10 protein-coding genes and 2 pseudogenes are annotated in these 12,708 nt (G+C 71.1%); 2 read left to right on the top strand and 10 right to left on the bottom strand.

Annotated features, from left to right (window positions below; translation table 11 throughout):
- Positions 1 to 94: 94 nt before the first annotated feature.
- The 9 genes and pseudogenes from rny to OG811_RS18140 form a co-directional block, all read right to left on the bottom strand.
- Positions 95 to 1,861: a ribonuclease Y gene (rny, locus tag OG811_RS18180; protein WP_406067313.1), complete on the bottom strand. Its 1,767-nt coding sequence runs from the start codon at positions 1,859 to 1,861 to the stop codon at positions 95 to 97.
- A gap of 598 nt (positions 1,862 to 2,459) precedes the next feature.
- Positions 2,460 to 3,149 (bottom strand): regulatory protein RecX, encoded by a 690-nt coding sequence (locus OG811_RS18175; RefSeq protein WP_406067312.1) that lies wholly within the window; start codon positions 3,147 to 3,149, stop codon positions 2,460 to 2,462.
- Between the two features lie 14 nt (positions 3,150 to 3,163).
- Positions 3,164 to 3,664: a hypothetical protein gene (locus OG811_RS18170; protein ID WP_406075785.1), complete on the bottom strand. Its 501-nt coding sequence runs from the start codon at positions 3,662 to 3,664 to the stop codon at positions 3,164 to 3,166.
- A gap of 171 nt (positions 3,665 to 3,835) precedes the next feature.
- Positions 3,836 to 4,447, bottom strand: a pseudogene (locus tag OG811_RS18165) (recombinase RecA); the annotation flags it as partial.
- A 6-nt stretch (positions 4,448 to 4,453) separates the two neighbouring features.
- A pseudogene (gene recA, locus OG811_RS18160) lies at positions 4,454 to 5,314 on the bottom strand (recombinase RecA); the annotation flags it as partial.
- A gap of 184 nt (positions 5,315 to 5,498) precedes the next feature.
- Positions 5,499 to 5,699 (bottom strand): DUF3046 domain-containing protein, encoded by a 201-nt coding sequence (locus OG811_RS18155; RefSeq protein WP_030489422.1) that lies wholly within the window; start codon positions 5,697 to 5,699, stop codon positions 5,499 to 5,501.
- Positions 5,700 to 5,704: 5 nt separating this feature from the next.
- Positions 5,705 to 7,108, bottom strand: coding sequence for an MFS transporter (locus tag OG811_RS18150; protein WP_406067310.1), 1,404 nt, complete (start codon positions 7,106 to 7,108; stop codon positions 5,705 to 5,707).
- Between the two features lie 209 nt (positions 7,109 to 7,317).
- Positions 7,318 to 8,022, bottom strand: a complete 705-nt coding sequence (locus OG811_RS18145; protein ID WP_406067309.1) for a UdgX family uracil-DNA binding protein — start codon at positions 8,020 to 8,022, stop codon at positions 7,318 to 7,320.
- 313 nt (positions 8,023 to 8,335) lie between these two features.
- Positions 8,336 to 9,676, bottom strand: a complete 1,341-nt coding sequence (locus tag OG811_RS18140; protein WP_406067308.1) for an aminotransferase class I/II-fold pyridoxal phosphate-dependent enzyme — start codon at positions 9,674 to 9,676, stop codon at positions 8,336 to 8,338.
- 34 nt (positions 9,677 to 9,710) lie between these two features.
- On the opposite strand from OG811_RS18140, the gene OG811_RS18135 reads away from it, so the two are divergent.
- Positions 9,711 to 10,952 carry a bifunctional pyridoxamine 5'-phosphate oxidase family protein/GNAT family N-acetyltransferase gene (locus OG811_RS18135; protein WP_406067307.1) on the top strand — a complete coding sequence of 414 codons (1,242 nt, stop codon included), beginning with the start codon at positions 9,711 to 9,713 and terminating at the stop codon, positions 10,950 to 10,952.
- Positions 10,952 to 11,623 carry a leucine efflux protein LeuE gene (gene leuE / locus OG811_RS18130; RefSeq protein ID WP_406075784.1) on the top strand — a complete coding sequence of 224 codons (672 nt, stop codon included), beginning with the start codon at positions 10,952 to 10,954 and terminating at the stop codon, positions 11,621 to 11,623. Before OG811_RS18135 ends, leuE begins: the two co-directional genes overlap by 1 nt.
- 128 nt (positions 11,624 to 11,751) lie before the next feature.
- Here the strand turns inward: leuE and OG811_RS18125 are convergent, their stop codons facing one another.
- Positions 11,752 to 12,681, bottom strand: a complete 930-nt coding sequence (locus OG811_RS18125) for a sporulation protein (protein WP_406067306.1) — start codon at positions 12,679 to 12,681, stop codon at positions 11,752 to 11,754.
- Between the last annotated feature and the right edge of the window lie 27 nt (positions 12,682 to 12,708).

The raw sequence follows: 12,708 nt of genomic DNA, 5'->3' as shown, positions 1-12,708 counted from the left end.
CGCCGCTCGCAGTCAGAGGGGCCAGCCCGGATTCCGGGCTGGCCCTCTCGTTTCACCGTCAGCGGGCCACTGTCTCGACCTCAGCGGCGAAAGACTAGCGGGCGATCTCGGTGACCCGGGACTCGCGGACCACGGTGACCCGGATCTGACCCGGGTAGGTCAGCTCCTCCTCGATCTGCTTGGCCACGTCCCTGGCCAGCACGGCGGCCCCGATGTCGTCCACGTCGTCCGGCTTGACCATCACCCGGATCTCCCTGCCGGCCTGCATGGCGAAGACCTTGTCCACACCGATCTTGCTGGCCGCGATCTCCTCGATCCGCTCCAGGCGCTTGACGTACGCCTCCAGGCTCTCCCGACGTGCGCCCGGCCGGCCACCGGAGCAGGCGTCGGAGGCCTGGGTGAGTACGGCCTCGATGGTCTGCGGTGGCACCTCGTTGTGGTGGGCCTCGATGGCGTGCACCACGTCCTCGTGCTCGCCGTACTTGCGGGCCAGGTCCGCGCCGATGATGGCGTGGCTGCCCTCCACCTCGTGGGTGAGCGCCTTCCCGATGTCGTGCAGGAACGCCGACCGTTTGATGGTGGGCACGTCCAGCCGCAGCTCGGCGGCCATGATGCCGGCGATGTGCGCGGTCTCGACCAGGTGCTTGAGCACGTTCTGCCCGTACGAGGTGCGGTAGCGCAGGCGGCCTAGCAGGGTCACCAGCTCCGGGTGGATCTCGGTGATGCCGACCTCGACCAGGGCGTCCTCGGCGGCTCGGAGGCAGAGTTGCTCCACCTCCTGCCGGGCCAGGTCGTAGACCTCCTCGATCCGGTGCGGGTGGATCCGCCCGTCCAGGACCAGCTTTTCCAGGGTCAGCCGACCGACCTCTCGGCGGACCGGGTCGAAGCAGGAGAGCAGCACCGCCTCGGGGGTGTCGTCGATGATCAGGTTGACGCCGGTCACCGACTCGAAGGCGCGGATGTTGCGCCCCTCGCGGCCGATGATCCGCCCCTTCATCTCGTCACCGGGCAGGTGCAGGACGCTGACAACGCTCTCCGCGGTCTGCTCGCTGGCGACCCGCTGGATCGCGTCCACCACGATGTGCCGGGCCCGCTGCTCGGCCGTGTTGCGCGCGTCGGACTCGATGTCCCGCACCAGCAGCGCCGCCTCCCGCTTGGCCTGCGTCTCGATGGCGTCGACCAGCTCCAGTCGGGCGGACTCGGCGGTGAGCCCGGCGATCCGCTCCAACTCCCGGCGGCGCACCTCCTCCGACTCGGTCAGCTCGGTCTCCCGCTGGGCGAGCGCGGCCTCCCGGGCGGCGAGAGCGGCTTTCGCGGCGGTGAGCTGCCGCTCCCGCTCGGCGAACCGCTCCACCTCCTCGGTGTGCATCCGCTCCCGCTCGTCCATCCGAGCTGCCCGGCGTTCCACCTCGGCGGCCTGCTCCCGGGTGGTGGCGGCGAGCACCGCGACCTCCCGCTCGCCGCTGCGCCGGGCGGCCGTCCGCAACTGTTCGGCGTCCGCTTCGGCCTGATTGTGGGCGCGCTCCAGAACGGTGTCCGCCTCGGCGCGGGCGTCGTCGAGCACGCGTCGCGCCTCGGCGCGGGCCGCCTTCGCCTCGGCCTTCGCCGCCGCCGCCTCGGTGCGGGCCGCAGCGGCGGCCGACTTCGCCACGTCGATCGTGCTGTTCGCCTCGCTGGCCGCGGTCCGCAGGGCAGCCAGCGACTGCTCCTGGCGGTCCTTCTCGGCGATGAAGGCGGGATCCTCCGGAGCTGGTGCCGCGCCCACCCGGCGCAGCGTCCGGATGCCGACCAGCACGGCTCCGATCACCACCGCCGCGAGAACGAGGACCGCCGCGAGGAGCACGACGTCGAAGGTGTTCATGCCGGGACCCCGTGGGGTCTACCGGTGAACCTGTGCCGCCGCCCCGCCATGGCCGCCTCCCCTGAACGTCGAGACCGCAGCGACTGCGCCGAAGGCACACTCCTGCGGCTGTGGACGCCCGACCGGAGCGGCTGGCCGTGGGTAGCTCTCTCCGCCGGCGGTGCCCTCGGGCAACGTCGGCGACCGGGTGCAGTTGTCGCGGTATTCCGGACCGGCCTGTCCGGAACTGCCGCCAAAGGCCGCAGAATCGGCCAAAGTGATGCTGTTCTGTTACGCGATCTATGTTGTGGACTTAGCCTGCGTTGGTCGGGCAATGTGAGCCTGTATGGCGAGGCTAGGTCTCCAGGGGTGCTCTGGTCAAGGACTCATGATCAAACCCCCCGAACGGAGCGAAGTTGAACCGTCACCGCGTGCTGATGTTGCGCCGGACACGAGGGGACAAACTCCACGAGACGTTCGACCCGTTGAACGAGTCACGCCTGCTCAACACGGGCCTACCGGCCATCAGACGTCATTCGACCGGCGTGAGCCCGATCGATGGGCAGGTGTGACCCATCCGTCCAATTGCGGACAGCCACCCGACACGCCCTGCACCCGATCAGTCAGACGAGCGGTTGTCGCGGTCCAACTCGCCCTCGGCGTCGGCGAGCGCGTCGGCGTCGATCTGCTCGGCGAACTCGGCCGCTTCGGCGCTCTGCGCGGCGAGCGCATCCTTCACGGCCCGGATCGCCACGCCCGGCGGGTAGCCCTTGCGGGCCAGCATGCCCACCAGTCGGCGGAAGACCGCGTCCGGCTCACCTCGGGCAGTGCGCAACTTGCGCTCCACGAGGCCACGGGCGGTATCCGCCTCGGTCTCCTCGTCCAGCTCACCCAGCGCCTCGGTGGCCACCTCGCCGTCCACGCCCTTCCGGCGCAACTCGTTGGCGAGCGCCCGGCGAGCCAGGCCGCGCCCGGCGTGCCGGCTGGACACCCAGGCTCGGGCGAACGCGGCGTCGTCGATGATGCCGACCTCGTCATACCGGTCGAGCACCTCGGCCGAAACCTCTTCGGAGATGCCCCGCTTGGCCAACGCCCCGGCCAGCTCGGCCCGGGTGCGTGGCCGGACGGCGAGCTGGCGCAGGCAGATCTCGCGGGCCACCTCCGACTCGTCCCGGGGTGGCGCCGGGGCCCCGACGGCGTCGGCCGCCTCGGACCGGCCCCGCCGGGGGTGGGGAGGGTCGCTGGCGTCGCCCGTACGAGGCGGGCTGGCATCCCAGCCCCGCCCCGTACGAGCGCGTCGTCCTGCCATGGGTCAGCGACCGGTCAGAAGTCGACCGGCGGCAGCTCCGGGCCACCGGCGGCGTCACTCGCGCCGACTCCGACGCCGAGCTTCTCCAGGATCTTCTTTTCGATCTCGGCGGCCACGTCCGGGTTTTCCTTCAGGAACTCCCGGGCCTTCTCCTTGCCCTGGCCGAGCTGATCACCGTCGTACGTGTACCAGGCGCCGGCCTTACGGATGATCGCCTGCTCCACGCCGACGTCGATCAGCGAGCCCTCGCGCGAGATGCCCTTGCCGTACATGATGTCGAACTCGGCCTGCTTGAACGGGGCGGCGACCTTGTTCTTCACGACCTTGACCCGGGTGCGGTTACCGACCACGTCGGTGCCGTCCTTGAGGCTCTCGATGCGTCGCACGTCGAGCCGGACCGAGGCGTAGAACTTCAGCGCCCGACCACCGGTCGTGGTCTCGGGGCTGTTGTGCACCAGAATCCCGTCAGCCAGGTAGTTGTGAGAACCCTCGATCTCGATATCGAAGCGATCCATTTTTCTGTAGTCGCGTCTTGCCTCGATCTCAAGGATGCGGGCAGGCAACGGGTACATCGTGGGCTGCACGAACTGTGGGGTCATCTCACACAAGCCGCGGAATGCCGGCAGGAGCTTGTACTCCATGCATTGAGGAATGTAGGGAGCAACAATTTCCTGGAACTGCTTTGATGCCGCCGTGGTGAACTGCAGAACACTTATTTGACGTTGGCCGCGATTGGTGAGCTTTACCCCAAGGTGCCACGTATCGCGCAAATATTCGACCAGCCGCTGCCGGCTGCCCTCGCTCATCGCCTCGACGCACACCTCGATGCGCCCACTGCCACCCTCGGTCCGCTCCTGCATCCCTTTTGACCGAAGTGTGAAGCAACCGTCGTCCATGTACCAGACGGCGAGCGCCAGCGGGGTCAACTCCTTGAGGTAATCCCAGCTCAGGTGCTTTTTGCCATCGCCGAGGTAGACCGCCTGGCGCAGCTCGCCGAGTTCGGCGAGCGGAGTGAAGTCGGCAAAGACCGCGCCCTTGTCGTTGGACGTCCGGCTGTGACGGATGTTGCCGAGCAGACTCACCTTCCAGTCGAGATACTCCGCTTGCTTCGCGCCGTGCCCCATCCGGAAACGGCCGCTTTCGGCATCGGAATTGACTGGCCCAGAGAGAGCAGCATCACCCATCAGCGAACCGAGCACGACCTGCCACTGCTGCGGGCTCAACACATGTGGCTGAGCGAGCATCACGCGGTCACCTGGGAGCAACTCACCAGCCTCACGCCAGCCACCCGGAGTCATGATCAAGTGATTTTGGGTCATCGACATCACTGCGTGGCCACGGCCCGCGCCGCCGCCAGCTCGTTCAACCTTGAAGCGCAGGAACTCTTCAGTCGCGCCATTGTTGAACCAATTGACGACCCGGCGGGGAGCGAGAGTGCCAAGCTCGCCGTCGTACGAAAGCACCTCGACATTCATTTTTTCAGTGACGATCTTGCCGAGCAGCTCCTGCGAGCCGTCCGCTAGGGTGACCTTGGTGTCCCAAGATCCACAGCCAAACATGACGCCGATCTTTTCCCGCAGCTGGTTGATGAAGATCGCCGTGGTGCCGGTGTTGCTGAGCACACCGGTGATCTTCCGTAGTGCCTGGCTCATCAGCCGGGCCTGGAGGCCCACGTGGCTGTCGCCCATCTCGCCCTCGATCTCGGCGCGCGGTACCAGGGCCGCCACCGAGTCGATCACGATGATGTCCAGAGCGCCGGAGCGGATCAGCATGTCCGCGATTTCCAGCGCCTGCTCGCCGGTGTCCGGCTGAGAGACCAGCATCGCGTCGGTGTCGACGCCGAGGGCCTTCGCGTACTCCGGGTCGAGCGCGTGCTCGGCGTCGATGAAGGCGGCGATGCCACCGTTGCGCTGGGCGTTGGCCACCGCGTGCAGCGCCACCGTGGTCTTACCGCTGGACTCGGGACCGTAGATCTCAACCACCCGGCCGCGCGGCAGACCACCGATGCCCAGCGCCACGTCGAGCGCGATGGAGCCGGTCGGAATGATCGCGGTCTGGACGACCGGCCGGTCACCCAGCCGCATCACCGAGCCCTTGCCGAATTGCTTGTCAATCTGAGCGAGAGCAAGGTCGAGTGCCTTCTCCCGGTCAGGCCCTGCTGCCATGGTTGCCACCCCTGCCTTCGCCGGCGTCTTTGCTGAGCTTCGCGTCACGCGGACACGCTAGGCGCTGGGTCCGACAGAAAACCAGCCGACGGGCCGCGAGCTGTGGACGAGCACCCCGCTGTGGACAATAGCCGAACAGGTGTACGACTCGACAAGCGACACGCGGAAGCGGCAAAAAGGCTGCTCAGCGTAGTCGGGCGGGCACTCGATCGGGGTACGCGGCACAGACCGCCCGCCACACCACGTGCGTCTGCTCCCCCGACGCCAGTGCCTGCTCGATGGTCCGTCCGCCGAGCTGGGACAGCACCTGATCGCGGGCGATGCTGGCCGCGTAGCCGGGCCCGAACGCCTCATCCAACCGCGTCCAGAAGTCGGTCAGCCGCACAGTGATCAGCCCTCCTCGCCCGGCGCCCCGGTCGGCACCGGGCGCAACGCTAGCGCCACCAGGGGCATCGCCGCGACCGCCGCGAGCAGGGTGAGCACGGGATATCCGGCGAACTGCATGACAAACCCGCTGACCACGGCGGCGCCGGCCCCGGCCACTCCCATGATCAGGTCGGACAGCCCCTGGACGCTCGGCCGCACACCGGCCGGCACCGACTCGGACAGCAGCGTCGAGCCGGCCACCATCGTCCCCGACCAGCCCAGCCCGAGCAGGACCAGACCCACCGAGAGCCGGGGAGTGTGCTGCCCGGCGGTGCCGGCGACCGCGCAGGCGGCCAGCAGCAGCCCGACCCCACCGAGGATCACCGCCCGCCGGCCGAGCCGGTCGGTGAGCCAGCCGACCACCGGGGAGAACGCGTACATGCCGGCGATGTGCAGACTCAGCACGATGCCGACCAGCCGCAGCACATCGGCGTCGGCGTGCGACTCACCGAGCCGGACCGGGGTCATCGCCATCACCGCCACCATCACCAGGTGACCCACCGCCACGGCGGCGATGCCGAGCCGGGCTGCCGGCCGCCCGCGTACCACCGACCAGGCCGCCCGCATCCCGGCGCCGCGCGGCGCGCGCACCCCGACCGGCGCGGCGGCCGGCGCCGCACCACCGCCGGTCGAGCCACCGTCCGCCGGCGTCTCGGCCGCCACGGCGGTCGCCGACTCGTCGGCGACCAACGGCAGGTCGGCAGCCGGCGCGTCGGCCGCCGCGAGCCGCCGCGCGGTGAGCAGCGGGTCGGGCCGGAGCAACCCGAGGAGTACGACGGCAGCCAGCACGAACGCCACCGAACTGAACGCGAACGGGCCGGCCAGCGGGGGCAGCCCCCAGCCGGTGGTGGCCCGGTCGGTCAACTCGGCGAAGTTCGGCGCGGCCACCGCACCGATGGTGGTGGCCCAGACGATCAGGGAGAGCTGCCGCCCTCGTCGGGCTGGCTCGGCCAGGTCCACCGCGGTGTAGCGGGCCTGCAGGTTCGCGGCGGTTCCCCCGCCGAAGAGCAGCATGCCGAGGAAGAGCAGCGGCACCCAGCGGGTGGCCGCGGCCAACACCACGAGCACGCCGCCGACGGCACCGAGCGCGTACGCCACCACCAGGCCCGGTCGCCGACCGTGCCGCGCCATGATCCGGGTGACCGGGACGGCGAGCAGCGCCGCACCGACCACCCCGGCGCTCTGCGCCACACCGGCCACCGCGGTGCCGGCGATCCGCGCGGCGAGCAGCGCGCCCACGGCAATGCCGATGGTCACGCCGACACCACCGATGATCTGGGTGGTGAAGAGCAGCCGCAGGGTACGCCGCTGGATCGACGCGACCTCGGGTGCGGCGGCGGTACGCGGCGCGGTCAGGTCGGTGGCCATCGGCGCTCCTCAGGAAGGGGGTGACCCATCCTCGCGCACCCACGTCGAACATCGGCAGTGGGTTTGGCCGACGGCCGAACCGGCACCCCGGAAACGCGCCCCGACCTGCCGCCTGCCGACTTCAAGATCCGCGCAACGTCGGTGAAGTTGCTGCCTCAGCGCGCCACGACGTCGCGCTTTCCCCGAAGTTGCGCGGACAGGTCCCGGCATCAGTCGGGCAGGGCGCGGGTGACGACGGTGAGGTCGGCGACCAGGCCCTCGTATGCCTTGTCCTGGTCGTCGGCGCGCAGGACGGCGGACGGGTGGATGGTGGCCAGCAGCCGGGCCGTCGGCGCGTCGGCCACCCCGCCGGCGTTGTCGATCGGCACCCGGGTGAAGTCCTTCGGGTGCTGGGCCGACTCTGGCCAGGGCAGCAGGTCGCCCCGCTGCCGGGTGACCCGGAAGGACGGGCCGAGCAGCGCCTTGGCGGCGGTCGCGCCGAGCACCACCACGATCTCCGGGCGCAGCCGGGCGAACTCGGCGACCAACCAGGGCCGGCAGGCGGTGATGTGCACCTGGTCCGGGGTCTGGTGGATCCGCCGCTTGCCGCGCAGCTCGAACCGGAAGTGCTTCACGGCATTCGTGAGATAGAGCTGACCCGGGTCCAGCCCGGCGTCGTCGACCGCGCGCCGCAGCAGCCGTCCGGCCGGGCCGACGAAAGGTAGCCCTTTTTGATCTTCCAGGTCGCCGGGCTGCTCGCCGACCAGCACCACCCGCGCGCTCTCGTCGCCCCGGCCGAAGACCGTCTGCGAAGCGTCCCGGTACAGCTCACAGCCCCGACAGCCGCCGGCTGCGGTGCGCAGGTCGTCAATGGTGTCAGCGTGGGGCGGGATGAACCGCTGGGCGCCCGGGGCACTCCCGGTCTGCTCGGCCATGCCGACTGTTATATACCTGTTCGATGCTCGGTGCCGGGGTACGCCCCGGCGCGGTGCCGGCCCGCCCGCCGCGCCGTGTCAGTACCCGTTACCACCGCCGCCCCGACTGGAAGCGATCGCGATCAGCACGATGATGACGATGATGATCGCCAGCGCAACCGCGATCCAGACTCCCTTACGCGACCCACCTGTTGCCATGACCCCCACCTCCGGCGCCCCGCATACCCATCCCATCTGCCCCGAATCATCGCGATCTTGCACTTTCTGCCCGAACCAACGGGCAGGTCCACGACCCGAAGCACCGAGGTCGGGGTCAGATGGGGAAGCCTCGGGGCGGGGTGGGGTTCGCGGCATGGGCCAGGGCGGCAGCCAGGGGGGCCAGGTCGCCGGTGGTCAGGGGGCCGACGGTGATGCGGAGGGCGGGTGGCGCGGCGATCCGGTAGAGGGTGCCGGGGGCCACCGCCCAGCCGGCGTCGCGCAACGCGGTGACCGCGCTGGTTTCGTCCGCCACGGGCAGCCAGACGTTGATGCCGCTGCGGCCGTGTGCGGTCAGGCCGTGCTCGGCCAGCGCGGCCAGCAGCCCCTCGCGCCGCTGCTCGTAGGTCTGCGCCGCCCGCTGCACCAGCTCGGCGACCGTCGGGTCCCGCCAGAGGGCGAGGACCAGCCGTTGCAGCACGGTGGAGACCCAGCCGGCGCCGACCCGCGTACGGCCGGTCACCCGGGCCACCGTGGTCTCGTCGCCGACCAGCACCGCCAGCCGGAGGTCCGGGCCGAAGGGCTTGCTCACCGAGCGGAGGAAGGCCCAGCTTCCGGTTGCGCCCGCCAGGGGGTGCAGGGGTACGCGGGCCAGCTCCGCAGCGTGGTCGTCCTCGATCAACAGCAGGTCCCGTCGGCCGGCGAGCAGCGCCCGCAGAGCCTCGGCGCGGGCGGCGGAGACGGCGGCGCCGGTCGGGTTCTGCGCCCGGCTGGTGACCACCAGCGCCCGCGCTCCGGCGGCGAGCGCGGCGGCGACCCCGGCCACCAGCGGCCCCTCGTCGTCCAGCGGTACGCCGATCGGGCGCAGCCCCAGCGCGGCGACCAGGTCGAGCAGGTTGGCCCAGCCCGGGTCCTCCACCGCGACCGCGTCGCCGGGACGCAGGTGGGCGCCGAGCAGCCGCTCGATGCCGTCCAGCGCGCCGCCGGTGAGGGTAAGCTCCCCGGCCGGTACGCCGTCGGCGCTCAGCCGGGCGCGGGCCGCCTCCGCCAGCTCGGGCAGCACCCCGGCGTCGGAGTAGCCGACCGACGGGCCGGCCTCGGTGGCGAGCGCCGCGAGGTGCGGGCCGAGCGGCGGGAGCAGTCGGGGATCGGGTTCGCCCCGGGACAGGTCTCGGGCGCCGGGCAACGGCGGGGGGCGCAGCGCGGAGCGGCGGGCGGCCACCGGGGGGCGGGGGCGTACCCGGGTGCCGTGCCGCCCGGCGGTGGCGAGCAGGCCGCGTTGGCGCAGCTCCTGGTAGGCGCGGGCGACGGTGGCGGGGCTGACGCCCAGCTCGACGGCGAGTGCCCGCACCGGCGGCAGGGCGGCACCCGGTGGCAGGGCGCCGGCACGGATGCCCGACTCGATGCTGGCCGAAATCTCGGCGGCCGTCGTACCGGTGAACTGATAGCGTGCTGACACAAATCAGAGATTGTACTAGAACAAAGGGGCGAGCATGAACCCACCCACCGCTCGGACCATCCCCAACCGTTCCCGCGAACGGATGAGCTACGACGCCGCCGCCGCGCACGCCGTGCTCGACGAGGCGTACACCTGTGCGCTCGGCTTCACCGTCGACGGCGAGCCGCGCGTGCTACCCACCCTGCACGTCCGCATCGGCGACACGCTCTACCTGCACGGCTCGACCGGCAGTCGGCCGCTGCTCGCCGCCCGAGGCGACGGACTGGCGGTCTGCGTGGCGGTGACCCTGCTCGACGGGCTGGTCCTGGCCCGCTCCCAGTTCCACCACAGCGCCAACTACCGCTCAGTGGTCGCGCACGGCACCGCCCGGCTGGTCACCGACGAGCGGGAGAAGACCGCCATGCTCACCGCGCTGGTCGAGAAGGTGGCCGCCGGGCGCAGCACGGACAGCCGCCCGCCCAGCCGGCGGGAGATGGCCGAGACCGCCGTACTGGCGCTGCCGCTGCGCGAGGTGGCGGTCCGGTCCCGCACCGGTGGCGTCCGCGAGGACGAGGCCGACCTGCACCTGCCGTACTGGGCCGGGGTGCTGCCGTTGCGGCTGACCGCCGGCCCGCCCGAGCCGGACGCCGGGGTCACCGTGCCGCTGCCGGCGCCGCTACGGACCGCCCGTACGCCGTGGCACGACGCGGTGCCGCTGCGCGGCGAGCACGTCCTGTTGGAGCCACTGGACCTGGCCCACGCCGACGAACTGCACGCCGCGTGCGACGACGAGGAGGTCTGGCGGCACCTCAGCGTCGCCCAGCCAACCGAACCGGCCGGCACCGCCGAGGTGGTCGCCGCCGCGCTGGCCGCACAGCACCGCGGCGAACGGGCGCCCTGGGTGCAGCGCTGCGCGGCCACCGGGGCGGTGGTCGGCACCACCTCGTACTACGAGATCGACCCGGAGCGGCGGTCGGTGGCGATCGGGCACACCTTCCTCGGCCGCTCGTGGTGGCGTACCGGGATCAACACCGAGGCCAAGCTGCTGCTGCTCGGCCGGGCCTTCGACGAGCTGGGCGCGGTGCGGGTGGCCTGGCACACCGACATCCGCAACGAGCGCTCGCAGGCATCCATCGAACGTCTCGGCGCTTCCCGGGAAGGGGTGCTGCGGATGCACCGACAACGACCGGACGGCTCCTGGCGGGACACCGTCCAGTATGCGATGACCGTCGACGAGTGGCCGAACGCACAGGCCAGGCTGCGGGAAAGACTTCGCCGAACGGCATCGGCGACGTGATGATGACGGGCGTGCTGGGAATCACCGACATCTGGACGTACGTGCTGGGCACCGTGGCCATCATCCTGCTGCCCGGGCCAAACTCACTCTTCGTGCTCTCCACCGCGGCCAAGCGGGGCGTCGCGGTCGGCTACCGGGCCGCTGGTGGGGTGTTCGTCGGCGACGGGGTGCTGATGTTCCTCTCCGCCGCCGGAGTGGCGTCGCTGCTCAAGGCGTACCCGCCGCTGTTCATGGTGATCAAGTACGCGGGTGCCGCGTACCTCGGTTATGTCGGGGTGACCATGCTGCTCGGCGCCTGGCGGCGCTGGCGCGACCGCAACGACCCGAGCACGCCGCGGCTCATCGACGCCGCGGAACCGGCGGCGATGCGCAGCCCGTTCCGCAAGGCGTTGGTGATCAGCCTGCTGAATCCGAAGGCGATCCTGTTCTTCATCTCGTTCTTCATCCAGTTCGTCGACCCCGGCTACGCCTGGCCGGCGTTGTCGTTCCTGCTGCTCGGGCTGATCGCCCAGGTGACCAGCGCGCTCTACCTGACCGCGTTGATCTTTGCGGGCACCTTCCTGGCCACGCAGTTCCGCCAACGCCGCCGCGTGGCCGCCGGCGGCACCACCGCCATAGCCGCCCTCTTCCTGGCCTTCAGCCTCAAGCTAGCCACCGCGAGCGCGGGCTGACCCCCACCCCCCTACTGCGCGCGATCTTGCACTTTCGGTCGTCGGGATGCCCGCTTCGGCCTAACTTGTCGCGACAGAAAGTGCAAGATCGCGGAGAAGGGCGGGGGCGGGGGGTGCCTGGGGGCGGGTTAGGTGCCGTCGCCGCCGGAGCCGCCGCCGCCGATTCCTGCGCTGCCGGCGGTGCCGCCTAGGCCGTAGCCGGGCCGAATCGGATCGTCGGGGTGGCGGCCGACGTGGGCGGACCCGGTGATCTGCGCGGACCAGTCGGCGTGCGCGGCCGCGGCGGCGTGCCGGTTGATCGCCTGGCGGATCCACCCGTCCACGGTGGCGACCCAGTCCCGCCGGTCGGCGTGCGCGTGCCAGAGCCGGAACCGGCTGATGCTCTGATGGGTGATCCCGGCCAGTGCCAGCCGGCGATCCATCCAGAGGATCACCTCCAGGCCCGCCGAGTTGGTCACGAAGATCACCTCCAGCTCGGTGATCGGGCCGGCGTAGAGCGGCCCCACCCAGTAGCCCCAGCGCTGGTGCAGCGGCAGGGTGTGCTCCACCCCGGGCAGCCCGCCCTCCTGCAACCCGGCCTGGCGGATCATGAAACCCAGGGTGTCCAGCGCCGCCAGCACGTGCTGCTGGGTGGGGATCGGGTGCACGAAGACCGGCACCATCGCCCCCTGATCAAGATCGGGATCGACGGACACCTCGGTGCGCAGACCCATCCGCAGGCTCAGCAGCGGCACCCCACCGAAGATCGTCACCGGCGTCTCCCACGGCAGCGGCAACGCGAAGTCGACGGCCCGCCGTCGGCCGGCCGGTACGACGAACCGGCCGGCGATCGGCAGGTGGTGAAACTGCATGAGGCGCCGGGCGGCGGCCGGGTCGTCCGGCTCGACAGTGGTGACGAGGCCGAGCCGGATGTGCCGAACCAGCACGTCCTCCGGCCCGGCCAGGAGGGTCACCCGCCCCGGCAGGCGCAGGCCCGGCCGGGTGCTCGGGTTGGGGAGCGTGGTCTGCACGGTGAGCCCGGTCCAGCCGGACGCCCGGGACACCCCCGTCAGTCGCACCGCGCGCCCCCTCCCGGGACGGGACCC

Origin of the sequence: Micromonospora sp. NBC_01638 (genome assembly GCF_045209745.1) — a bacterium.
Taxonomy (GTDB): domain Bacteria; phylum Actinomycetota; class Actinomycetes; order Mycobacteriales; family Micromonosporaceae; genus Micromonospora.
The sequence above is the reverse complement of the archived record's forward strand: the minus strand, read 5'-3'. Positions and strand labels throughout refer to the sequence as shown.

Excerpts from the sequence above, each read along its gene's own strand:
- leuE (WP_406075784.1), top strand. The coding sequence starts at position 10,952 with ATGATGACGGGCGTGCTGGGAATCACCGACATCTGGACGTACGTGCTG.
- OG811_RS18135 (WP_406067307.1), top strand. The coding sequence starts at position 9,711 with ATGAACCCACCCACCGCTCGGACCATCCCCAACCGTTCCCGCGAACGG.
- OG811_RS18150 (WP_406067310.1), bottom strand. The coding sequence starts at position 7,108 with ATGGCCACCGACCTGACCGCGCCGCGTACCGCCGCCGCACCCGAGGTC.
- OG811_RS18145 (WP_406067309.1), bottom strand. The coding sequence starts at position 8,022 with ATGGCCGAGCAGACCGGGAGTGCCCCGGGCGCCCAGCGGTTCATCCCG.
- rny (WP_406067313.1), bottom strand. The coding sequence starts at position 1,861 with ATGAACACCTTCGACGTCGTGCTCCTCGCGGCGGTCCTCGTTCTCGCG.
- OG811_RS18170 (WP_406075785.1), bottom strand. The coding sequence starts at position 3,664 with ATGGATCGCTTCGATATCGAGATCGAGGGTTCTCACAACTACCTGGCT.
- OG811_RS18175 (WP_406067312.1), bottom strand. The coding sequence starts at position 3,149 with ATGGCAGGACGACGCGCTCGTACGGGGCGGGGCTGGGATGCCAGCCCG.